We start from the raw sequence: 23,676 nt of genomic DNA, 5'->3' as shown, positions 1-23,676 counted from the left end.
TTTCGGCGCGACGGGCCCGCAGGTCGTCAGGGAGATGCCGGTGCGTGTTCGTAGGGTCGTTCTCGGTGGAAAGTGACTGCCCGCCGCCCCTTACGAACCAGCCGACCTCGCTCTACCCTGATCACCACTCGATGGTTACTCGCGAGTTAAACAACAGCCGCTTTGAGCCAGCCGCGCAGTCCTGAGCACACAGTCCATGAGCCAGCCGCGCTGTCGCGTGCCCCGGAGGATGTCGTGAGCGACACACAGACCCTGATCGAGAACCGCCCGCCGTCCATGGCGGCCCTCTTCCTGGAGCGCGTGGCGGCCACACCGGAGGCCGAGGCCTTCCGCTACCCCGTGGCGCCGGCCTCGGGCCAGGGCCCGTCGGACTGGAAGTCGCTGAACTGGGCCCAGGCGGCCGAACGGGTCAACGCCATCGCGGCCGGCCTCGTCGAGCTGGGCGTACAACCGGAGCAGCGCATCGCCCTGTCCTCGGCCACCAGGATCGAGTGGATCCTGTGCGACCTCGGCATCATGTGCGCGGGCGCGGCCAACACCACGGTCTACCCGCAGACGAACGCCGAGGAATCCGCGTACATCCTGTCCGACTCCGGCAGCCGGGTCCTGATCGCCGAGAACGCGGCGCAGCTCGACAAGGCCCGCGAGAAGAAGGCCGAGCTGCCCGAGCTGGCCCATGTCGTCGTCATCGACCCCGAGGGCGCGGACCTCTCCGAGGACTGGGTGCTCTCCCTGGCCGACCTGGAGAAGCGCGGCGCCGCGTACCTGGAGAAGAACCCCGACCTGATCAAGGAGAAGGTCGGGGCGATCACCAAGGACCAGCTCGCCACCCTCATCTACACCTCGGGCACCACGGGCCGCCCCAAGGGGGTCCGGCTGCCGCACGACAACTGGGCGTACATGGCGAAGGCCATCGGCGCGACCGGTCTGCTCGAACCGGCGGACGTGCAGTACCTGTGGCTGCCGCTCGCGCACGTCATGGGCAAGGTGCTCCTGGCCGGACACATCGAGGTCGGGCACATCACCGCCGTCGACGGCCGGGTCGACAAGATCATCGAGAATCTGCCGGTCGTGCAGCCGACGTACATGGCGGCCGTGCCGCGCATCTTCGAGAAGGTCTACAACGGCGTCGTCGGCAAGGCGCGCGCGGGCGGCCCGGCCAAGTACAAGATCTTCCAGTGGGCGGCCGGGGTCGCCCGCGAGTACGCCAAGGTCAGCCAGGACAACTTCCGGCGCACGGGCACCGCGTCCGTCCCGTTCGGGCTGGAGGCCAAGCACAAGGTCGCCGACGCGCTGGTCTACAAGAAGCTGCGTGAGGCGTTCGGCGGCCGGCTGCGCGCCTGTGTCTCGGGTTCGGTCGCGCTGGCGCCCGAGATCGGCTTCTTCTTCGCCGGCGCGGGCATCCCGATCCTGGAGGGCTACGGCCTCACCGAGTCCTCCGCCGCGTCCTTCCTCAACCCGGGCGAGGCCTTCCGTACGGGCACGGTGGGCAAGCCGCTGCCCGGTACGGAGGTGCGTATCGCGGACGACGGCGAGATCCTGCTGCGTGGCCCCGGCATCATGGAGGGCTACCACGGGCTGCCGGAGAAGACCGAGGAGGTCCTGGAGGCCGACGGGTGGTTCCACACCGGTGACATCGGGGAGTTGTCGCCCGACGGGTACCTGCGGATCACCGACCGCAAGAAGGACCTGTTCAAGACGTCCGGCGGCAAGTACATCGCGCCGACCGAGATCGAGGGGCAGTTCAAGGCGCTCTGCCCGTTCACGTCCAACGTCATGGTGATCGGCGCCGACCGCAACTTCTGCACCGCGCTCATCGCCCTCGACGAGCTGTCCCTCCAGGGCTGGGCCGTGGAGAACGGGCTGGCGGGCAAGTCCTACGAGGAGATCATCTCGGCGCCGGCGACGGTGGAGATGATCGAGGGGCATGTCGCCCAGCTGAACGAGGGGCTGCAGCGGTGGCAGACGATCAAGAAGTTCCGGCTGCTGCCGCGGGATCTCGATGTCGAGCACGGTGAGCTGACACCGAGCCTGAAGCTGAAGCGGCCGGTGGTGGAGAAGGAGTACCAGCACCTCATCGACGAGATGTACACGGGCGCACGGGAGGCGTAGCGCCCGCCGCACGGGAGCGGGGGACCGATGACGAGGCATGGTCCGGGAGGGCCGGTCGTGCGGCCCCCGCGTCCCCGCGTCTCGCGCGTCCCCCGGGTCACGGGCTGTGCTCTCCCGCCTCTCCTGCCACCAGCTGACGGAGGTCCTGGATCTGTATTCGGACCTCCGTCAGGTCCGGGGCGGACTGGGCCAGTTGCTTGTCCAGGGCCGCGAGGCGCGCGTCGACCTGTTCCGTGTGTTCGCGCCGTCTCGTCATCAGGCTCTCCAACTGCCGGGTCTTGCGGTGCAGTTCCAGGAAGACGCTCACCTTCGCCCGTAACACCCAGGGGTCGAAGGGCTTGGTGACGTAGTCCGCCGCGCCGGTGGCGTAGCCGCGGAAGGCGTAACCGGCGTCGGCGTCCGTGCCGGTGAGGAAGATGATCGGGACGTCCTTGGTCTGGTCGAGGCGCTTGATGTGGGCGGCGGTCTCGAAGCCGTCCATGCCGGGCATCCGGATGTCGAGGAGGACGACGGCGAAGCGCTGTCTCAGGAGGGCCTTCATGGCCTCCTCGCCCGAACGGGCGCGTACCAGCGGCTCGTCGAGAGATGCCAGGACGGCCTCCAGGGCGACCAGGTTGTCCTCCATGTCGTCGACGAGGAGGATGCCCGCGCGTCCGTCGGTCCGGTCCCGAGTGGTCATGGCGAGGGTGCCTCGTTCTCGTCGGTGCGTTTCTCGGGTGCCGTGTCCGCCGGGTTCCGCGTGCCCTGCGTGCCCTGTGGGCTCTGCGTGCCTTGCGCGTTCGCCGGGCTCTCCGGGTCCAGGACCGCGCAGACGACCGTGAGCAGTTGGTCGACGTCCACGGGCTTCGGTACGTAGTCGTTGGCGCCGCGGGCGATGGACTTGTCGCGGTCGCCGGGCATCGCCTTGGCGGTGAGGGCGACGATGGGCAGGCCCGCCCAGCGTGGGGTGCGGCGGATGGCGGAGATCGTCTCGTAGCCGTCCATCTCCGGCATCATGATGTCCATCAGGACGAGTTCGACGTCCGGGTTGCGCTCCAGGGTCTCGATGCCCTCGCGGCCGTTCTCCGCGTACAGGACGGGCATGCCGACACGGCCCAGGACGTGGGTGAGCGCGAAGACGTTGCGGATGTCGTCGTCGACGATCAGCACCCGGCGGCCGGGCAGCACCTGGCCGGCGCGTCCCGCCTTCCACGCCTCCAGTTTGGTGGGCGCGGGCCAGGTGTCGTCGCTGTCGTGCGCGGCCGGGTACGGCTCGGTCGTCAGCTGCTCGGGTACGAGGGTGCCGGGCTCCTCGGCCGCGGCGGGTCCCGGCAGCCCGTGGCCTGGGCTGAAGACGGGCACGTACAGGGTGAAGGTGGAGCCCTTGCCGGGGACACTCTCGGCGATGATGCGGCCGCCCAGCAGACCGGCGATCTCCCGGCTGATGGACAGGCCGAGACCGGTGCCGCCGTACTTGCGGTTGGTGGTGCCGTCGGCCTGCTGGAACGCCTCGAAGATCACCGGGAGCTTCTCGGGCGCGATACCGATTCCGGTGTCGGAGACCGCGAAGGCGATGACCTCGTCGTGGTCCTCGCGGGTGAACCGGTGGTCGGGGTCCTTGACGCGGTTGACGGCCAGCTCGACGCGCCCCGACGCGGTGAACTTGATGGCGTTGGACAGGAGGTTGCGCAGGATCTGCTGGAGGCGCTGCTCGTCCGAGTACATCTCGCGCGGCACGTTCTCGCCGACCGCGACCTCGAAGGCCAGGCCCCGGTCGAGGGTGAGCGGGCGGAACGTGGCGTGGACGTAGTCCAGGAGCTTGATGAGCGGCAGGCGTTTGGGGCGTACGTCCATCCGGCCGGCCTCGATCTTCGAGAGGTCGAGGATGTCGTTGATCAGCTGGAGGAGGTCGGAGCCCGAGCGGTGGATCGTGGTCGCGAACTGCACCTCCTGGTCGGTGAGATGGCCGTCGGGGTTGTCGGAGAGCAGCCGGGCCAGGATCAGCAGCGAGTTCAGCGGGGTGCGCAGTTCGTGGGACATGTTCGCCAGGAACTCCGACTTGTACTGCGAGGAGGTGGCCAACAGGGCGGCCTTCTCCTCCAGTGCGGCGTTCGAGCGACGCAGCTCCGCCTGCTGTTTCTGGAGTTCGTCGGAGCGTTCCTGGAGCTGCATGGCGAGGCGCTGGGACTCGCCGAGGAGGGACTCGGTGCGGGAGTTGGCGATAATGGTGTTGATGGCGACGCCGATGGTGTTGACGAACTGGTCGAAGAACGCCAGGTGGACGTCGGAGAAGCGGGAGAAGGACGCCAGCTCGATCACGCCGAGGAGTTTGTCCTCGAAGAGGATCGGGATGATCACGACGCTGGACGGGGAGGCCTCCCCGAGACCGCTGTTGATCTTGATGTAGCCCGGCGGGGCCTCCTCCACCAGGATCCGCTTCTTCTCGCGGGCCGCCTGCGCCACGAGACCGTGCACGGGGAGGCCGCCGGTCTCGACGGTCGCGCCCTGCGCCGCGCCGTAGCCCGCGATGAAGGCGAGGCCCTTGGTGGGCGCCACCGGGAGCGGGGCCGCGCCGTCCTCGTCGGGGTCGGCCAGGTAGAAGGCGCCGTACTGGGCGTTCACCAGCGGGGTCAGCTCGCGCAGGATCAGGTCGGCGACCTCCATCAGGTCGCGGTGGCCCTGCATCAGGGCGGCGAGACGGGCGAGGTTGGACTCCAGCCAGTCCTTCGCGCGGGTGGTCTCGCGGAGGTTGGCCACCATCAGGTTGATGTTGTCCTTCAGCTCGGCGACCTCGCCCTGTGTCTCCACCGTGATCGAGCGGGACATGTCGCCCTGGGCCACGGCGGAGGCGACCTCGGCGATCGCGCGGACCTGGGTGGTCAGGTTCGAGGCGAGCTCGTTCACGTTCGTCGTCAGGCGCTTCCAGGTGCCGTAGACGCCCTCGACCCGGGCCTGGCCGCCGAGTCGGCCCTCGGAGCCGACCTCGCGGGCCACGCGGGTGACCTCGGAGGAGAAGGAGGACAGGGTGTCCACCATCGTGTTGATGGCGGTCTTCAGCTCCAGGATCTCGCCGCGCGCGTCCACGTCGATCTTCTTGGAGAGGTCGCCGTTGGCCACCGCCGTGGTCACCTGGGCGATGTTCCTGACCTGCGAAGTCAGGTTGTCCGCCATGTAGTTGACGTTGTCGGTCAGGTCCCGCCAGACACCCGACACGCCCTGCACCTGGGCCCGGCCGCCGAGCGCGCCGTCGGTGCCGACCTCGCGGGCGACCCTCGTCACCTCGTCGGCGAAGGCCCGCAGCTGCTCCACCATCGTGTTGACGGTGTCCTTCAGTTCCAGGATCTCGCCGCGGGCGTCGACGGTGATCTTCTTGGAGAGGTCGCCGTTGGCCACGGCGGTCGTCACCTGCGCGATGTTGCGGACCTGCGAGGTCAGGTTCAGAGCCATGAAGTTGACGTTGTCGGTCAGGTCCTTCCAGACGCCCGACACGCCCCGGACCTGCGCCTGACCGCCGAGGTTGCCCTCGGTGCCGACCTCGCGGGCGACGCGGGTGACCTCGTCGGCGAAGGCGGAGAGCTGGTCGACCATCGTGTTGATCGTCGACTTCAGCTCCAGGATCTCGCCCTTCGCCTCGACCGTGATCTTCTTGCCGAGATCCCCCTGGGCGACGGCCGTGGAGACGAGGGCGATGTTCCTGACCTGGGAGGTCAGGTTGTCCGCCATGAAGTTGACGTTGTCGGTGAGGTCCTTCCAGACGCCGGAGACGCCCCGGACCTGCGCGCGGCCGCCGAGGTTTCCTTCGGTGCCGACCTCGCGGGCGACGCGGGTGACCTCGTCGGCGAAGGCGGAGAGCTGGTCGACCATCGTGTTGATCGTCGACTTCAGCTCCAGGATCTCGCCCTGCGCGTCGACCGTGATCTTCTGGCTCAGGTCGCCGTTGGCGACGGCGGTGGTGACCTGGGCGATGTTGCGGACCTGCGAGGTCAGGTTCGACGCCATGAAGTTGACGTTGTCGGTGAGGTCCTTCCAGACGCCGGAGACGCCCCGCACCTGCGCGCGCCCGCCGAGCCGGCCCTCGGTGCCGACCTCCCGGGCCACCCGGGTCACCTCGTCGGCGAAGGCGGAGAGCTGGTCCACCATCGTGTTCACGGTGAGCTTCAGCTCCAGCAGCTCGCCGGTCGCCTCGACGGTCACCGTCCGGGTGAGGTCGCCGCGCGCCACCGAGGTGGTGACCAGGGCGATGTCCCGCACCTGCGCGGTCAGCCGGGCGGCCATGGTGTTGACCGCCTCCGTCACGTCCCGCCAACTCCCGGACAGGCCACGGACCTTGGCCCGGCCGCCGAGGCGTCCCTCCGTGCCGACCTCGCGGGCGACCCTCGTCACCTCGCCGGTGAACAGCGACAGCTGGTCGACCATCTTGTTCACGGCGCTGCCCAACCGCCGCAGGTCGCCGCGCAGTTGGCGGGTTCCGTCGTGCAGGTCGACACGCTGGGTCAGATCGCCGCCGGCCACCGCGTCCAGCACGCGTGTGGCGTTCGCGGCGGGGGCGACCAGGGCGTCGAGTGTCTGGTTCACGTCGTCGACGCGGGTCGCCCAAGCGCCCTGGCCCGGACTGGCGGAGAGCCGCTCGTCGAGGCGGCCGTGCCGGACCAACTCGCGCCGTACACGCTGTACTTCGGAGCCGAAGTGGGTGCTGCGGTCGATGATCTGGTTGAAGAGGGCGCACAGTTCCGCGACCGGCGCGGGACCCGTCTCCGGGACCTTCGTGAAGCTGCCGTCGCGGGCCGCGGTCATGGCCGCCGCCAGCGCGCGGAGATCGGACGCCCGGATCAGACCGTCCGTTTGGCTGTCCTTCCGACCGTTTTCGGACAACCGCGTACCACTGTTCTCGCTCATGGTGGCCCACTTCGGTAACTCGGCGCTTATGGGCGTGGTCAGTCTGTCACTCTGGCCGTGCCGCCTGAGGCCTATTCGTCCGAACTTTCTCAGGGAGCCGCTCAGTGGGGGCCATTCCGACGCAACGGGACACCGTGTCCTGCGCTTCTGATGCGCCGGCGCGCGTCGGTTCCGAGTCCCTGTACGCCGCGCCCGCGTACGCGGGGCTCGACCGGCGCGCGACGGCGCACCTGTCGCTTTCGGGCGGGCCGCTCGCGCCCGGAGCCGCCCGGCGCTTCGTGGGTGCCGCGCTCACGGAGTGGACCGAGCTGGGCCTGCCCGGCGCCGCCGCGCTCTCGGCCCGCCTCGTCGAGGACGTGCTCGTGGTGGTCAGCGAGCTGGTCACCAACGCGGTCGTCCACGCCGGCACCGATGTCGAACTGCTCTGCCGCCTCGGCCGCGACGCCCCCACCGCCCCCGGATGGCTGCTCCTGGAGGTCTCGGACCATCACCCCTCCCGGGCGGTACGGGGCGAGGGCGCCGAACGGCCCTACCTCGTCGAACGGCCTTACGGGGCAGCCGAGTACGGGAGGGGCCTGCGCCTGGTCGCCGCGCTCTCCGAAGCCTGGGGGATCACCTACCGGACCGGCGTGAAGACCGTCTGGGCCCGGCTGTCGGTCGACGGGGCGATGGCGGTGGAGGGGGCGTTCGAGCCGTACGGCGGGGACGGGGGCGGCTCGGCGGCCGAAGGGGCCCTGGGGGACCGTGCCGACGACGCCTGGGATGCGCGGGCGTACGCCGGTGACTCCGCACAGAGCGTGCGCCCGCTCGATCTGGTCGCGCCCGTGCCCCGGCCCGGTGGGGAGCGCGATCGGGAGTGGCTGAACCGGGGCGCCCTCTCCTTCCTCGCCGAGGCGTCCGATCTGCTCACCGGGCAGCTGGACGAGGACCTGGTCGCCGCACTCGCCGGGCAGCTGCTCGTGCCGAGGCTGGCCGACTGGTGCGCGGTGTGGCTGGAGGAGGAGGGTCTGGGCTGGCGCGCGGGCGACGCCTCGTTCGGCCCCGCGCCCCGCCTCGCCCGCGTCTGGCACGGCAGCGAGAACCGCATCGAGGAACTGCGCCGAGCCCTGGAGAAGAACCCCCCGAGGCTGCCCGACGCGGTGCGATCGAGGGCAGTGCCTGTGCCGTGGCCGGAGCTGGGGGAGGGGGCGGAGGCCGAGGCGACGGAGCCGGATTCGGGGCGCGGGGCCCGGTCCGGACGGGGCGCGGGGTCGGCTACGGAGGATGGGGCGGCCGGGGTTGCCCGGGGTCCGGCTCCTGACGTGACGCCTGGACCGGCTGAGGAGACGGGGACCGGAGCCGGGGGCGGACCGCGCTCGGCGGCCGGCACGGGCAGCGGGACGCACGAGGCAGAAGGCGTGTCTGCGCGGGAGGGCGAGGACAGGCCCTCGACGGAGGGGGAGGGCGGGGCGCCCAGGTCCGAAGCGGGGCCGATGGCGGGCGTCGCCGGCCAGGTGGTGGTCGGTGCGGGCGAGGCCCCCCAGGGCGAAGCCGTGCCGGTGCCGGAGGCCGGCGTCGGGGTGCTCCCCGGTGCGGTCGGGCCGGTGGAGCGCGGGGCACCCCACTGCGAGGCCAGGCCGGCCGCGGTGGGCGAAGGCACGGCGTCCCGGGGCCCGGCCCGGCCTGGACCGCAGGGTGCAGGAGGGCCGGTCGCGGACGTGGCCGGAGTGGCCGACGGGCCCGGAGTGGCCGCCGAAGCCGGAGTGACCGACAGAGCCGGAGTGGCCGGGGCGCCCCGACGCGCACCCGGACCGCCGGCGGAGCACGGAGGCCGAGCGGCGCGTGGCCGAGGCGGCTCGGGCCCGGAGGGCGAAGGCGGGGCCGCGCTCGCGTATCGGCTCATCGCCGGTGGGCGGCCGCTCGGCACGCTGGTGATCGGGCGGGCCGGGCTGCTGCGGTTTCCCGACGAGGTGACCGGGCTGGTCGAGGACCTCAGCCGACGGATCGCGCTGTCCATCGGCGCGGCCCGCCAGTACGCCCGTCAGGCCACCATCAGCCGTGTCCTGCAGCGCGGACTGCTGCCGGGCGCGGTCGCCGAGATCCCCGGCGTGTCGAGCGCGCTCGTCTACGAGCCGTGCGACAAGGGCGGACCCAGCGGCGACTTCTACGACCTCTTCCCGGCGGGCCGGGGCCGCTGGTGCTTCGCGATCGGCGACGTCCAGGGCAAGGGCCCCGAGGCGGCCGTCGTCATCGGCCTCGCCCGGCCCTGGCTGCGGCTGCTCGCCCGCGAGGGCTACGGCGTCGCGGACGTGCTCGACCGCCTCAACCAGCTCCTCCTCGACGACGCCACCGAGGCGGCCGACGCCGCCGCCCGCGCCCTGGTCACGGCCGGAGACCCCGGCCTCGTCGACCCCGACGGCCCGCAGACCCGCTTCCTCTCCCTCCTCTACGGCGAACTCGTCCCCGTCGACGGCGGCGTCCGCTGCACCCTCGCCTCCGCCGGGCACCCGCTGCCGCTGCTCCTGGGCCCCGACGGCGACGTACGGGCCGTCGCCGAGCCGCAGACGCTGCTCGGGGTGATCGAGGACACCGAGTACGTCTCCGAGACGTTCGAGCTGCGCCGCGGCGACACACTGCTGTGCGTGACCGACGGCGTCACCGAGCGGCGCAGCGGCCCCCGCATGTTCGACGACGGGGACGGTCTGGCCTGCGCGCTCTCCGGCTGCGCCGGGCTCGACGCCCAGCTGATCGCCGAACGCATCCGACGACTCGTCCACGAGTTCGGGGAGGGGCCACCCGACGACGACCTCGCGCTGCTGGTGCTGAGGGCGGAATGAGGACCGGCGGGGGTGCTGGACAATGGGGGACATGCCTTCCGCACTCCCCGACGGTGAGCCCGTCCCCGACGACGGCGCGCTGCCCGCGCGCGCCCTGGCCGGCGCGGCCGAGCGGCCCCTCGGGTTCTATCTGCACGTCCCGTACTGCGCGACCCGCTGCGGCTACTGCGACTTCAACACGTACACCGCCACCGAGCTGCGCGGCACCGGCGGCGTCCTCGCCTCCCGCGACAACTACGCGGACACGCTCCTCGACGAGATCCGTCTCGCCCGCAAGGTGCTCGGCGACGACCCGCGCCCCGTCCGCACCGTCTTCGTCGGCGGCGGCACGCCCACGCTGCTGGCCGCCGACGACCTCGTACGGATGCTGGGGGCGATCCGGGACGAGTTCGGTCTCGCGGACGACGCGGAGGTGACGACGGAGGCGAACCCGGAGTCGGTCGACCCCGCCTATCTGGAGACCCTGCGCGCGGGCGGCTTCAACCGGCTCTCCTTCGGGATGCAGAGCGCCCGGCAGCACGTCCTGAAGATCCTCGACCGTACGCACACGCCGGGGCGCCCCGAGGCCTGCGTCGCGGAGGCGCGCGCCGTCGGCTTCGATCACGTCAACCTCGACCTGATCTACGGCACACCGGGGGAGTCCGACGACGACTGGCGGGCCTCCCTGGACGCCGCGCTCGGGGCCGGACCGGATCACGTCTCGGCGTACGCGCTGATCGTGGAGGAGGGCACGCAGCTCGCGCGGCGCATCCGCCGGGGCGAGGTGCCGATGACCGACGACGACGTCCACGCCGACCGTTACCTCATCGCCGAGGAGATGCTCTCGGCCGCCGGGTTCGACTGGTACGAGGTCTCCAACTGGGCCACCTCCGAGGCCGGACGCTGCCTGCACAACGAGCTGTACTGGCGCGGCGCCGACTGGTGGGGCGCGGGGCCGGGCGCCCACAGCCACGTCGGCGGCGTGCGCTGGTGGAACGTCAAGCACCCCGGCGCGTACGCGGGCGCGCTGGCGGCGGGGAAGTCGCCGGGCGCCGGGCGCGAACTCCTGGCGGACGAGGACCGCCGGGTCGAGCGCATCCTGCTGGAGCTGCGGCTGCGGGAGGGCTGCCCGCTGTCCCTGCTGCGCGAGGACGGCCTCGCGGCGGCCGGGCGCGCCCTGTCGGACGGGCTGCTGGAGGCGGGCCCGTACGAGGAGGGGCGCGCGGTGCTCACCCTGCGGGGGCGGTTGCTGGCGGACGCGGTGGTGCGGGACTTGGTGGACTGATCACTCGGGTGGGTGAATCGGTGCGGAACGGGAGTTCGGTACCTAATCTGATTCGTAGGCTGCCGCCGACAGCAAGCGGCGGATATGGAGGCCATGGAGATGACCGCTGTGGACGAGCGCGGAATGACCAAGTACTTCGAGGAGCTTGAGCCTCCCGAGGGCGTCAAGGTCGAGCTCCTCCGGGGGGAAATCGTGATGATGGCTGCTCCCGATCTGGTGCACAACCGGATCGTGGCGGACGTGCAGGATCAGATCCCGCGCAAGCGCTGGGAACGGCTCCAGACGACGGATGTCGACATCGTCGGCGAAGCCAGCGAGCCCATTCCGGACCTGCTGGTGCTGGAACGCGGTGTGGCTCCTGCCTCGGGGAATCTGGTTCCCTCTCAGTTGGCCACCTTGGTGGTCGAGGTGGTCTCGAAAACGAGTGTCGACCGGGACTATGGCGTCAAGCGATCTGTCTACGCGGCAGGCAGGATCCCCGCTTATCTGATCGTCGACCCCATTGTGGCGCACTGCGTTCTCTTGACCGACCCGGTAGGACAAGGGGACCAAGCTGACTACCGTGGACAGTGGATCACCAAGTTCGGTGATCCGGTGGTGCTCGAATCGCTCGACCTGAAGCTGGACACGAGCGAGTTCGGGACGGTCACCGGGGTGCGGCTTCACCGGCTGCCGTGACGAAGTCGATCAGCTCCTCCACCCTCCCCAGCAACTCCGGCTCCAGATCCCGGTAGGACCCCACCCGCCCCAGGATCGCCTGCCACACCGCCCCCGTGTTCTCCGGCGGCCACCCCAGCGCCCGGCACACCCCCGTCTTCCAGTCCTGCCCGCGCGGTACGCGCGGCCACGCGGGGATGCCCACCGCGGACGGCTTCACGGCCTCCCAGATGTCGATGTACGGGTGGCCGACGACGAGCGCGTGCTCGCTGGTCACCGACGCCGCGATCCGGGACTCCTTGCTGCCGGGGACCAGATGGTCGACCAGGACCCCGAGACGGGCGTCCGGGCCCGGCGCGAAGTCCGCGACGATGGCGGGCAGGTCGTCCACGCCCTCCAGGTACTCCACGACCACGCCCTCGACGCGCAGGTCGTCGCCCCAGACCTTCTCGACCAGCTCGGCGTCGTGGCGGCCCTCCACGTAGATGCGCCCGGCACGGGCCACACGCGCGCGGGCGCCCGGGACGGCCACCGAACCCGAGGCGGTGCGGGAGGGACGGGCCGGGGCCGTCGACGAGGGCCGCACCAGCGTCACCACCCGGCCCTCCAGCAGGAAGCCCCGGGGTTCCAGCGGGAACACGCGGTGCTTGCCGAAGCGGTCCTCCAGGGTCACCGTGCCCGCCTCGCAGCGGACGACCGCGCCGCAGAAGCCGGTGCCGGGTTCCTCGACGACCAGACCGGGGTCGGCCGGGACCTCGGGAGCCGGAGAGGGCTTCTTCCAGGGAGGGGTCAGATCGGGCGAGTACTGGCGCATTCGAGTGACGATAGGAGAAGCCGCACCCGGATGCCCGCGCCCTCGGCCCGACACGCCGGAACCCCTCAGCCCGACACGCCGAAACGGCGGGCCAGCGCGTCCCGCTGGGCCCGGACGAACGTCGCGTCCACCACCGCCCCGTGGCCGGGCACGTACAGCGCGTCCTCGCCGCCGAGGTCCAGCAGCCGGTCCAGGGCGGCCGGCCAGCGGGCGGGGATCGCGTCGGGGCCCGCCTGGGGTTCGCCGGACTCCTCCACCAGGTCCCCGCAGAACACGACCTCCCGTGAGCCGTCCGGGGTCCCCGGCACCAGGACCGCGAGGTCGTGGCCCGTGTGCCCCGGCCCCACGTTCGCCAGGAGGACCCGCAGGTCACCGCCCAGGTCGAGGGTCCATTCGCCGGACACGTGATGGCGGGGCCGTACGAGGAGGTCGGCCGCCTCCGTGGCGTCCGCCGGGGGGAGGCCGTGGTGCACGGCGTCCGCGCGGAGGGTCTCGCGGTCGCGGGCCAGGACGCCGTCGACCCCCACCGCGTCGAAGACCTCCACCCCGGCGAACGCGGCCGCTCCGAAGACATGGTCGAAGTGCGGATGGGTGAGCGCGAGATGTGTCACACGGGCGCCACCGAGCAGCCGACACGCCTCGGCGCGCAACCGCGCGCCCTCCCGCAGGCTCGAACCCGCGTCGATCAGCAGGGCCGCACCGTCCCCGACCACCAGCCCGGCCGTGCAGTCCCAGCCGGGCAGGCGGCACCGTCCGACCCGGGGTGTCAATCCCTGCCACCCGCACTCTTCCCAAGTCACCGTCATGGGCCGACGCTAGCCGTAGCTCCCCGAGGCGCACCGCGGCTCCCCGCCGCTTTTCGGCCGCCGGAGGGGGCCGGCCGTCGCGTACCCGGCGGTAGGGCGAGGTCCGGCGGTCGCCCGACATCGTCGGACAGGTCGGTACACGTCGCCATGACATGGCTGGACCGGCCTTGCCGGGGGCGTACCCCACCGCCGTACACTGGGCGGGGAGTGTTGGCACTCGCCCGGGGTGAGTGCCAAGGGGAAGCCACAGGAGAGCGAGCTGGAGGTGTGCGCGGTGCTCAGTGAACGCAGGCTGCAGGTGCTGCGCGCCATCGTCCAGGACTACGTGGGCACCGAGGAGCCGGTCGGTTCCAAGGCGCTCACGGAGCGGCACAACCTGGGCGTCTCCCCGGCGACCGTCCGCAACGACATGGCGGCGCTGGAGGACGAGGGCTTCATCGCCCAGCCCCACACCAGCGCGGGCCGCATCCCCACCGACAAGGGGTACCGGCTCTTCGTCGACAAGCTGGCCGGCGTCAAGCCGATGACCCCGCCCGAGCGGCGCGCCATCCAGAACTTCCTGGACGGCGCCGTCGACCTCGACGACGTGGTGGCGCGGACCGTACGGCTGCTCGCGCAGCTCACGCGGCAGGTCGCCGTCGTGCAGTATCCGTCGCTCACACGGTCGACGGTGCGGCACGTGGAGCTGCTGTCGCTGGCCCCCGCCCGGCTGATGCTCGTGCTGATCACGGACACGGGACGGGTGGAACAGCGGCTGGTCGACTGCCCGGCGCCGTTCGGAGAAACGTCACTCGCGGATCTGCGGGCCCGGCTCAACAGCAAGGTCGCGGGCCGCCGGTTCACGGATGTGCCGAGACTGGTCGAGGACCTGCCCGAGGCCTTCGACCTGGAGGACCGGGGCACGGTCTCCACGGTGCTCTCCACCCTGCTGGAGGCGCTGGTGGAGGAGAGCGAGGAGCGGCTGATGATCGGCGGAACCGCCAATCTCACCCGCTTCGGACATGACTTCCCCCTCACCATCCGGCCCGTTCTGGAAGCCTTGGAGGAGCAGGTCGTCCTCCTCAAGTTGCTTGGCGAGGCCGGGGATTCGGGCATGACCGTACGCATCGGTCATGAGAACGCGTATGAGGGACTCAACTCCACGTCCGTCGTCTCCGTCGGCTACGGTTCGGGCGGCGAGGCAGTAGCGAAACTGGGCGTGGTCGGACCTACGCGCATGGACTATCCGGGAACGATGGGAGCGGTACGAGCGGTGGCACGGTACGTCGGACAGATCCTGGCGGAGTCTTAAGTGGCCACGGACTTTTACGCCGTGCTCGGCGTGCGCCGCGACGCGTCCCAGGACGAGATCAAGAAGGCGTTCCGGAGGCTCGCGCGCGAGCTGCACCCGGACGTCAATCCCGATCCGAAGACCCAGGAGCGGTTCAAGGAGATCAACGCCGCCTACGAGGTGTTGTCGGACCCGCAGAAGAAGCAGGTCTACGACCTCGGCGGCGACCCCCTGTCCCAGGCGGGCGGCGGCGCGGGCGGCTTCGGCGCCGGCGGCTTCGGGAACTTCTCGGACATCATGGACGCCTTCTTCGGCACGGCGTCGCAGCGGGGTCCCCGCTCGCGCACGCGCCGGGGACAGGACGCGATGATCCGGCTGGAGATCGACCTCGACGAGGCGGCCTTCGGCACGACGAAGGACATCCAGGTCGACACCGCCATCGTCTGCACGACGTGCAGCGGCGAGGGCGCGGCCCCGGGCACGACCGCCCAGACCTGTGACATGTGCCGCGGCCGTGGTGAGGTCTCGCAGGTCACGCGGTCCTTCCTCGGCCAGGTCATGACCTCCCGGCCCTGCCCGCAGTGCCAGGGGTTCGGCACGATCGTCCCCAACCCGTGCCCCGAGTGCGCGGGCGACGGACGGGTGCGGTCGCGGCGGACGCTCACGGTCAAGATCCCGGCCGGTGTGGACAACGGCACGCGGATCCAGCTCGCCGGTGAGGGCGAGGTCGGGCCCGGCGGCGGTCCCGCCGGTGATCTCTACGTAGAGATCCACGAGCTGCCGCACTCGACGTTCCAGCGGCGCGGAGACGATCTGCACTGCACGGTGACGATCCCGATGACGGCGGCGTCGCTCGGCACGAAGGTGCCGCTGGAGACGCTGGACGGTCTGGAGGAGGTCGACATCCGGCCCGGGACCCAGTCCGGGCAGTCGATCCCGTTGCACGGCCGGGGTGTCACGCATCTGCGGGGCGGCGGCCGGGGCGATCTCATCGTCCACGTCGAGGTGCAGACGCCGACGAAGCTGGATCCCGAGCAGGAGGCGCTGCTGCGGCAGCTCGCGGTGCTTCGGGGTGAGGAGCGGCCCACGGGGCAGTTCCAGCCCGGACAGCAGGGGTTGTTCTCCCGGCTGAAGGACGCGTTCAACGGGCGCTGACCGGTTGTTCGTCGGGTGCGGCCGAGTGGGGCTTCTCGCGCAGTTCCCCGCGCCCCTGCTTCTCAGGGGCGCGGGGAACTGCGCGAGAAGCCCCCACCGAGCCGAGGTCGAACAGATGGCCGCACTCGATTCGGCTGGGACCCCTGGGCATGGCAACATGCCGTCATGTCCTCCGCGCTGACCGATCTCGTCCCGCTGCCGATCGTGCAGGCCCCCATGGCGGGCGGCGTGTCCGTGCCGCGGCTGGCCGCCGCCGTGTCCGAGGCGGGTGGGCTGGGGTTCCTCGCCGCCGGGTACAAGACGGCCGACGGGATGTACCAGGAGATCAAGGCGCTCCGGGCCCTGACCTCGCGCCCCTTCGGCGTGAACCTGTTCATGCCGCAGCCGGAGTACGCCGAGCCGGCCGCCGTCGACGTCTACGCGGAGCAGCTGGCCGGTGAGGCCACCTGGTACGACGCCGAGCTGGGCGACCCGGACAGCGGACGCGACGACGGCTACGAGGCCAAGCTGGCCGTGCTGCTCGACAACCCCGTCCCGGTGGTGTCGTTCCACTTCGGCTGTCCGACCCCGGAGGTCGTGGAGTCCCTCGCCCGCAGGGGCACGCTCACCCTCGTCACCGCGACCTCGGCGGAGGAGGCCCAGGCCGTGGAGCGGTCCGGGGCCCACGCCGTGATCGTGCAGGGCGTCGAGGCCGGCGGCCACCAGGGCACGCACCGGGACGACCCCGAGCGGGACTGCGCCGGCGTCGGTCTGCTCGCCCTGGTCGCACAGGTCCGCGAGGCCGTGGCCCTGCCGATCGTCGCGGCCGGCGGCATCATGCGCGGCGGTCAGATCGCCGCCCTCCTCACGGCGGGCGTGAGCGCCGCCCAGCTCGGCACGGCCTTCCTCGCCACCCCCGAGTCCGGCGCGCACACCGTGCACAAGCTGGCCCTGACCGACCCCCTCTTCGTCCGCACCGAGCTGACCCGCGCCTTCTCCGGCCGCCCGGCCCGTGGCCTGCTCAACCGCTTCCTGCGCGAGCACGGCCCGTACGCGCCGGTCGCCTACCCGGAGGTCCACCACCTCACCTCGCCGCTGCGCAAGGCCGCCGCCAAGTCCGGCGACGCGCAGGGCATGGCGCTGTGGGCCGGGCAGGGGCACCGGATGGCCCGGGACCTGCCGGCCGGGGAACTGGTCGGGGTGCTGGCCGCCGAGATCGCCGCCGCGCAGGCCGAGCAGGCCGCCGCGCGGGTCGGCGGGACGGGCGGGGCCCGGGGCGGGAGCGAGGGCCGATGACCGCGCCGGTGTTCGTGGTGGACGGGTTCGACGGCCTGGGACCGGAGATCGTGGTCGACGGCCCCGAGGGGCGGCACGCCGTCTCGGTGAAGCGGCTGCAGCCCGGTGAGGACGTCGTCCTCACCGACGGGCGGGGCCGGTGGCTGAACGGCGTGGTGAAGGCCGCCGAGGGCAAGGACCGGCTGGTCGTCATGGACACGGGGGGCCTGGTGGAGGAGCTTCCCGCGCAGCCCCGTCTCACCGTCGTCCAGGCGCTGCCCAAGGGCGACCGGGGCGAACTGGCCGTGGAGACCATGACCGAGGTCGGCATCGACGCGATCGTGCCCTGGGCCGCCTCCCGCTGCATCACGCAGTGGCGGGGCGAGCGGGGGCTGAAGGCGCTCGCCAAGTGGCGGGCCACCGCGCGGGAGGCGGGCAAGCAGTCCCGCCGGACGCGCTTCCCCGAGGTCGCGGACGCGGCCACGAGCAAGCAGGTCGCGGCACTGCTGGCGAACGCCGACTTCGCCGCCGTCCTGCACGAGAGCGGCGACGAGACACTGGCCACGGCCGAGCTGCCGACGGCCGGGGAGATCGTGCTCGTCGTGGGGCCCGAGGGGGGCGTGTCGCCGGAGGAGCTGGCGCTCTTCGGCGAGGCGGGCGCGGGGGCGTACAGACTCGGGCCCAGTGTGCTGCGCACGTCGACCGCCGGGACGGCGGCCGGGGCGCTGCTGCTGGGCAGAACCGGACGCTGGTCCTGACCGCCCCGGTCCGGGCCCCGTCCCCACAACCCCTGGGAGCATCGTGGAACTCGCCCAAGTAAGGCTGCTCGTCTCCGACTTCGCCGCGTGCTATCGCTTCTACGCCGATGTCCTCGGGCTGAAGCCGCAGTCCGGGGCGGCCGAGGGGCCCTACGAGAAGTTCAGTCCGGCGATCGGGTCCGCGGGGATCGCCCTGCAGGACCGGGCGATGATGGCGGAGGTCCTCGGGGAGCTGGCCGACGCGGCGAACGGGCACCGGTCGCTGGTCGTCCTGCGGGTCGACGACCTCGACGCGTACTGCGAGCAGATCACCGAACGCGGCGCACGCCTCCTGCACGGGCCCGCGCCCATGACCGACCGGATGCGCGTGGCCCATCTCAAGGACCCCGAGGGGAACTTGGTGGAGCTGCAGGAATGGCTGCTGATGCGCGGCTGAGGCGGCCGCGCGCCCGCGCAACCCCGGTTCACCCTTCCCGGCGGCATGGCCGCACGCGGTCTTCCGTGACGCGGCGGGCGGTGGCAGGCTGCCGTGCATGCGGGTATGGAGGCGTGTCAGGTCGCACCGGACCGGCGGGCGCCGGCTCCTGCTGGGAGCCGGGCTCGGACTCGGCGCTGTCATGAGCCTGGTGGCCTGCGAGGGCGGCGGGCTCAACACCGGCGCGGTCGCGTTCACGACGGACCAGCTGGCCACCAAGGAGCTGGAGCGGGAGGGCCTCGACGTCCGGTGGCTCACCTGCACGGCCTCGTACGACGGCGACGCGGGAAGGAAGTCCGGGTCGCCGTCCGCGTCCGTCGCCACCGTCGCGAACGTCGACTGCACGGGCGAGGACAAGGAAGGCCGGGACATCAGCCTCACCGGGAAGGTGACGAAGGAGGTCAACGGCAGGTGCGTACGCGGGGACCTGACCGCGAAGGTCGGCGGCAAGGAGTGGTTCCACGTCGAGGGGCTCGGCAACTGCGACGCCCCCGCCCCGAGCAACGGGCCGCGCGATCCCGACCGGCCGGGACCGACCGTGACGGTCACCGTCACCCAGACCATCTGGTGCCAGAAGGACCCGGCGTGCGCGCCCGTGGGCAAGTGAGGCCCCGCGCGAGGGACATGGTTCCGCGCGAGGGACATGATCCAAACCCCTCCCAATCAGGCCGAACGCTGCTTACAGTGACCGGGTGACTCAGCTCGCGTATTTCCGGTATCCGCACCTGCACGGCGACCTGGTCGCCTTCACCGCCGAGGACGACGTGTGGGTCGCGCCTCTGGACGGCGGCCGTGCCTGGCGGGTCAGCGCGGACAACGTGCCCGTGAACCATCCCCGGATCTCCCCGGACGGCACCACCGTCGCGTGGACCTCCACGCGGGACGGCGCGCCCGAGGTGCATGTCGCCCCCGTCGACGGCGGTTCGGCCAAGCGCCTGACGTACTGGGGCAGTTGGCGCACCCAGGTGCGCGGCTGGACGCCCGAGGGCCGGGTCCTCGCGCTCAGCACCCACGGACAGGCCAGCCTCCGGCGCAGCTGGGCACGCGCCGTCCCGCTCGACGGCGGCCCGGCCACCACCCTCCCGTACGGGCCGGTCGGTGATGTCGCCCACGGCCCCGCGACCGTGCTGCTGTCCGCGCCGATGGGCCGCGAGGCCGCCTGGTGGAAGCGGTACCGGGGCGGCACGGCGGGCAAGCTGTGGATCGACCGCGCGGGTGGGGACGGCGAGGGCGCCGGCGAATTCGCGCGGCTGCACGCCGACTTGGACGGGAACATCGAGTACCCGCTGTGGGTGGGTGACCGGATCGCGTTCCTCTCCGACCACGAGGGCGTCGGGGCGCTGTACTCCTCCCTCGCGGACGGCTCGGACCTGCGCCGCCACACCCCGCTCGACGGTTTCTACGCCCGGCACGCGGCCACCGACGGCACCCGGGTCGTGTACGCGTCCGCCGGTGAACTGTGGCTCCTGGACGACCTGGACGGGGCCGAGCCGCGCGGGCTCGACATCCGGCTCGGCGGACAGCGCGTCGACCTCCAGCCGTTCCCGGTGAACGCCTCCCGCTGGCTCGGCTCCGCCTCGCCCGACCACACGGCCCGGGGCAGCGCCGTCTCCGTACGCGGCTCGATCCACTGGGTCACCCATCGCTCCGGCCCCGCCCGCGCGCTCGTCGCCGAGGACGGCGTACGGGCCCGGCTGCCGCGCACCTTCCGGGTGGAGGGCGAGGAGTGGGTGGTGTGGGTGACGGACGCGGAGGGCGACGACGGGCTGGAGTTCGCCCCGGCGACCGGTCCCGCCCCGGGCGCCACCCCGCGCCGGCTCGCCGCGGGGCAGCTGGGCCGGGTCCTCGGGCTCGCGGTCGCGCCCGACGGCAGCCGGGTCGCCGTCGCCGCCCACGACGGCCGGGTCCTGCTCGTCGAACGGGAGACGGGGGAGGTGCGGGAGGTCGACCGGAGCGAGGACGGCGAGGTGTCCGGGCTGGTCTTCTCGCCCGACTCCGCCTGGCTCGCCTGGTCGCACCCCGGCCCGCGCCCGCTGCGTCAGCTCAAGCTCGCCAACACCGCCGACCTGTCCGTCACCGAGGCGACCCCGCTGCGCTTCCAGGACTTCTCGCCGACGTTCACTCTCGACGGCAAGCACCTCGCCTTCCTCTCCGCCCGCGCCTTCGACCCCGTCTACGACGAACACGTCTTCGACCTCCACTTCGTCAGCGGGGCCCGGCCGCACCTCATCACGCTCGCCGCGACCACGCCGTCGCCCTTCGGGCCGCAGCGGCACGGCCGCCCCTTCGAGGCGCCCGACAAGGACGAGACCCCGGACAGCGAGGGCGCCCCGGCGACCCGGATCGACCTGGACGGACTCGCCGACCGGATCGTCCCCTTCCCGGTCGAGGCCGGCCGCTACTCGACCCTCCGCGCCGCCAAGGACGGCGTCCTGTGGCTGCGCCACCCCGTCACCGGCGTCCTCGGCCACTCCCGGGCCACCCCCGACGACCCCGACCCCAAGACGTCCCTGGAGCGCTACGACCTCGCCCAGCGGCGCCTGGAGTACCTCGCCTCCGACGCCGACCACGTCGCCGTCAGCGGCGACGGCAAACGGGTCCTGCTGTGGACCGACGGCAAGCTCAAGGTCGTCCCCAGCGACCGGCGCGCCTCGAACGACGACGAGAGCGACAGCAACATCACCGTCGACCTCTCGCGCGTACGGCGGACCGTCGACCCGGCCGCCGAATGGCGCCAGATGTTCGACGAGACCGGCCGTCTGATGCGGGACAACTTCTGGCGCCCGGACCTCGGCGGGGTGGACTGGGACGCCGTCCTGGCCCGGTACCGCCCGGTCCTGGAACGCGTGGCCACCCACGACGACCTCGTGGACCTGCTGTGGGAGGTGCAGGGCGAGCTGGGCACCTCGCACGCCTACGTCACCCCGCGCGGCCGGGGCGCCTCCGGCGACCGGCGGCAGGGGCTGCTCGGGGCGGACGTCTCCCGGCACGAGGACGGCCCGCAGGGGTCGGCCCTGTGGCGCATCGACCGGGTGCTGCCCTCCGAGACCTCCGACCCCGACGCGCACTCGCCGCTCGCCGCGCCGGGTGTGGCCGTGCGGGCCGGGGACGCGATCGTCGCCGTGGGCGGGCAGCCGGTCGACCCGGTGGCCGGGCCCGGACCGCTGCTCGTCGGCACGGCGGGCAAGGCGGTCGAGCTGACCGTCCTGCCGTCCGGCGGCGGGGATCTGCGGCACCCCGTGGTGGTGCCCATCTCCGACGAGGAGCCGCTGCGGTACCACGCCTGGGTGGCGGACCGGCGGGCCTACGTCCACGAGAAATCCGGCGGCCGGCTCGGATATCTGCACGTACCCGACATGGTCGGCTCCGGCTGGGCGCAGCTCCACCGCGACCTGCGGGTGGAGGTCGCCCGGGAGGGACTCGTCGTGGACGTCCGGGAGAACCGGGGCGGGCACACCTCCCAGCTCGTGGTGGAGAAGCTGGCCCGGCGGATCGTCGGCTGGGACCTGCCGCGCGGGATGCGCGCGACCAGCTACCCCGACGACGCGCCCCGGGGGCCCGTCGTCGCCGTCGCCAACGAGTTCTCCGGGTCTGACGGGGACATCGTCAACGCGGCGATCAAGGCGCTCGGGATCGGGCCGGTCGTGGGGACGCGGACGTGGGGTGGGGTCGTCGGGATCGACAGCCGGTACCGGCTGGTGGACGGGACGCTCGTGACCCAGCCGAAGTACGCCTTCTGGATGGAGGGGTACGGGTGGGGGGTCGAGAACCACGGGGTCGACCCGGACGTGGAGGTCGTGCAGGCGCCCCAGGACCACGCGGCCGGGCGCGACCCCCAGCTCGACGAGGCGATCCGGATCGCGCTGGAGGGGCTTGAGTCGACGCCGGCGAAGGTGGCGCCGCCGCTGCCGTCGTAGGGGCCGGGGGCTCGTTGTCGGGTGCGGGTGCGTGGGGGCTGGTCGCGCAGTTCCCCGCGCCCCTGAAAAGCAGGGGCTGCGCCCCCTGCTTTTCAACGGCCCGCAGGGGCCGTTGCCTTCAGGGGCGCGGGGAACTGCGCGAGAAGCCCCACCGGACCCGCACCCGACGACGCACCCTGGCGATAGCATGCCCCGGTAGGCGATCACCGGTGGCTGGGAGGCAACGCATGGCTGGGGAGCCGCAGGACGACTGTCTGTTCTGCAGGATCGTGGCGGGACACGTACCGGCGACGATCGTGCGGGAGACCGACACGACGGTCGCGTTCAGGGACATCAATCCACAGGCACCGACCCACGTCCTGGTCATCCCGAAGGCGCACTACGCCGACGCCGCGACCCTCGCCGCCGCGGCCCCGGACCTCGCCGCCGACGTCCTGCGCGAGACGAAGGCCGTCGCCGACGAGGACAAGCTGGAGAGCTACCGCATCGTCTTCAACACCGGCACCGGCGCCGGCCAGACCGTGTTCCACGCGCACGCCCACGTCGTCGGCGGCCGCGGCCTGCAGTGGCCCCCCGGGTAGAGCACCGTGTCCGTACGTGAACTGGTCGTCCTCGGCACGGCCAGCCAGGTCCCGACCCGGCACCGCAACCACAACGGCTATCTGCTGCGCTGGGACGCGGAGGGGCTGCTGTTCGACCCCGGGGAGGGCACCCAGCGGCAGATGCTGCGCGCCGGGGTCGCCGCGCACGACCTGAACCGCATATGCGTCACCCACTTCCACGGCGACCACTCGCTGGGGCTGGCCGGTGTCGTCCAGCGGATCAACCTCGACCGGGTCCCGCACGACGTCACCGCGCACTACCCGCGCTCCGGGCAGCGGTTCTTCGACCGCCTGCGGTACGCCACCGCCTACCGGGAGACGGTCCGGCTGATCGAGGCGCCGGTCGACGGCGAGGGCGTGACACTGGCCGCCACACCGTCGTACACCCTCGACGCACGCAGGCTCTCGCACCCCGTCGAGTCCTACGGCTACCGGCTCGTGGAGCCGGACGGGCGCCGGATGCTGCCCGAGCGGCTCGCCGAGCGCGGCATCAAGGGGCCGGACATCGGACGGATCCAGCGGGAGGGCGCGGTCGGTGACGTCACGCTGGACGACGTGAGCGAGCCGCGGCGCGGCCAGCGGTTCGCGTTCGTCATGGACACCCGGCTGTGCGACGGGGTCTACGCCCTCGCCGACGCGGCCGACATGCTCGTCATCGAGTCCACGTTCCTCGACGAGGACGTCCAACTCGCCGTCGACCACGGGCATCTGACGGCTGGTCAGGCAGCCTCGGTGGCCCGTGACTGCGGCGTACGGCATCTCGTGCTCACCCACTTCAGCCAGCGGTACTCCGAGCCCGCCGAGTTCGAACGGCAGGCGCGGGCCGCCGGGTTCGAGGGCGAGCTGACCGTGGCGCACGACCTGATGCGGGTGGCGCTTCCGAAACGGCGGTAGAGCGGCC

At 72.1% G+C, this 23,676-nt stretch carries 17 protein-coding genes; 13 read left to right on the top strand and 4 right to left on the bottom strand.

Annotation, left to right across the window (positions count from 1 at the left end; genetic code table 11):
* The first annotated feature begins 234 nt into the window (after positions 1 to 234).
* The gene (locus H4687_RS16030; protein ID WP_046919681.1) at positions 235 to 2,112 is read left to right on the top strand and encodes an AMP-dependent synthetase/ligase; all 1,878 of its coding nucleotides are present in this window, start codon (positions 235 to 237) and stop codon (positions 2,110 to 2,112) included.
* 97 nt (positions 2,113 to 2,209) lie between these two features.
* On the opposite strand, the gene H4687_RS16025 is transcribed toward H4687_RS16030, so the two are convergent.
* A complete protein-coding gene (locus H4687_RS16025; protein ID WP_046919682.1) occupies positions 2,210 to 2,791 on the bottom strand; it encodes a response regulator in 582 nt (193 codons plus the stop codon).
* Positions 2,788 to 6,987: a HAMP domain-containing protein gene (locus H4687_RS16020; RefSeq protein ID WP_225966712.1), complete on the bottom strand. Its 4,200-nt coding sequence runs from the start codon at positions 6,985 to 6,987 to the stop codon at positions 2,788 to 2,790. Before H4687_RS16020 ends, H4687_RS16025 begins: the two co-directional genes overlap by 4 nt.
* Before the next feature lie 104 nt (positions 6,988 to 7,091).
* Between H4687_RS16020 and H4687_RS16015 the strand changes: the two genes are divergently transcribed.
* The 3 genes from H4687_RS16015 (at position 7,092) to H4687_RS16005 (ending at position 11,745) form a co-directional block, all read left to right on the top strand.
* Entirely contained in the window at positions 7,092 to 9,803 is a 2,712-nt protein-coding gene (locus H4687_RS16015; protein WP_050398238.1) for a SpoIIE family protein phosphatase, read from the top strand.
* A gap of 31 nt (positions 9,804 to 9,834) precedes the next feature.
* On the top strand, positions 9,835 to 11,067 hold the full coding sequence (gene hemW / locus H4687_RS16010; RefSeq protein WP_046919569.1) for a radical SAM family heme chaperone HemW: 1,233 nt from the start codon (positions 9,835 to 9,837) through the stop codon (positions 11,065 to 11,067).
* 99 nt (positions 11,068 to 11,166) lie between these two features.
* Positions 11,167 to 11,745: a Uma2 family endonuclease gene (locus H4687_RS16005; RefSeq protein ID WP_046919568.1), complete on the top strand. Its 579-nt coding sequence runs from the start codon at positions 11,167 to 11,169 to the stop codon at positions 11,743 to 11,745.
* Here the strand turns inward: H4687_RS16005 and H4687_RS16000 are convergent.
* The gene (locus H4687_RS16000) at positions 11,714 to 12,538 is read right to left on the bottom strand and encodes a DUF3097 domain-containing protein (protein ID WP_050398239.1); all 825 of its coding nucleotides are present in this window, start codon (positions 12,536 to 12,538) and stop codon (positions 11,714 to 11,716) included. The two genes, H4687_RS16005 and H4687_RS16000, sit on opposite strands and share 32 nt — an antisense overlap.
* 65 nt (positions 12,539 to 12,603) lie before the next feature.
* Positions 12,604 to 13,344, bottom strand: a complete 741-nt coding sequence (locus tag H4687_RS15995) for an MBL fold metallo-hydrolase (protein ID WP_046914264.1) — start codon at positions 13,342 to 13,344, stop codon at positions 12,604 to 12,606.
* A 274-nt stretch (positions 13,345 to 13,618) separates the two neighbouring features.
* Between H4687_RS15995 and hrcA the strand changes: the two genes are divergently transcribed.
* From hrcA to H4687_RS15950, 9 genes are all read left to right on the top strand, one after another.
* Positions 13,619 to 14,635 carry a heat-inducible transcriptional repressor HrcA gene (hrcA, locus tag H4687_RS15990; RefSeq protein ID WP_046914266.1) on the top strand — a complete coding sequence of 339 codons (1,017 nt, stop codon included), beginning with the start codon at positions 13,619 to 13,621 and terminating at the stop codon, positions 14,633 to 14,635.
* On the top strand, positions 14,636 to 15,769 hold the full coding sequence (dnaJ, locus tag H4687_RS15985; RefSeq protein ID WP_005479261.1) for a molecular chaperone DnaJ: 1,134 nt from the start codon (positions 14,636 to 14,638) through the stop codon (positions 15,767 to 15,769). It abuts the gene before it with no gap.
* A 165-nt stretch (positions 15,770 to 15,934) separates the two neighbouring features.
* Positions 15,935 to 17,044, top strand: coding sequence for a nitronate monooxygenase (locus H4687_RS15980; protein ID WP_046914263.1), 1,110 nt, complete (start codon positions 15,935 to 15,937; stop codon positions 17,042 to 17,044).
* Positions 17,041 to 17,781 carry a 16S rRNA (uracil(1498)-N(3))-methyltransferase gene (locus H4687_RS15975; protein ID WP_005479258.1) on the top strand — a complete coding sequence of 247 codons (741 nt, stop codon included), beginning with the start codon at positions 17,041 to 17,043 and terminating at the stop codon, positions 17,779 to 17,781. The genes H4687_RS15980 and H4687_RS15975 overlap by 4 nt, the downstream gene beginning before the upstream one ends.
* A gap of 43 nt (positions 17,782 to 17,824) precedes the next feature.
* Entirely contained in the window at positions 17,825 to 18,217 is a 393-nt protein-coding gene (locus tag H4687_RS15970; RefSeq protein ID WP_046914262.1) for a VOC family protein, read from the top strand.
* 181 nt (positions 18,218 to 18,398) lie between these two features.
* Positions 18,399 to 18,863, top strand: coding sequence for a hypothetical protein (locus H4687_RS15965; protein ID WP_046914261.1), 465 nt, complete (start codon positions 18,399 to 18,401; stop codon positions 18,861 to 18,863).
* A gap of 85 nt (positions 18,864 to 18,948) precedes the next feature.
* The gene (locus H4687_RS15960; protein ID WP_046914260.1) at positions 18,949 to 22,173 is read left to right on the top strand and encodes a S41 family peptidase; all 3,225 of its coding nucleotides are present in this window, start codon (positions 18,949 to 18,951) and stop codon (positions 22,171 to 22,173) included.
* Between the two features lie 227 nt (positions 22,174 to 22,400).
* On the top strand, positions 22,401 to 22,754 hold the full coding sequence (locus H4687_RS15955) for an HIT domain-containing protein (RefSeq protein WP_046914259.1): 354 nt from the start codon (positions 22,401 to 22,403) through the stop codon (positions 22,752 to 22,754).
* 6 nt (positions 22,755 to 22,760) lie between these two features.
* Complete coding sequence (locus H4687_RS15950; protein ID WP_046914258.1) at positions 22,761 to 23,669, top strand: ribonuclease Z; 909 nt, start codon at positions 22,761 to 22,763, stop codon at positions 23,667 to 23,669.
* Positions 23,670 to 23,676 lie beyond the last annotated feature (7 nt).

Source organism: Streptomyces stelliscabiei, from assembly GCF_014873495.1.
GTDB lineage: Bacteria > Actinomycetota > Actinomycetes > Streptomycetales > Streptomycetaceae > Streptomyces > Streptomyces bottropensis.
The sequence above is the reverse complement of the archived record's forward strand: the minus strand, read 5'-3'. Positions and strand labels throughout refer to the sequence as shown.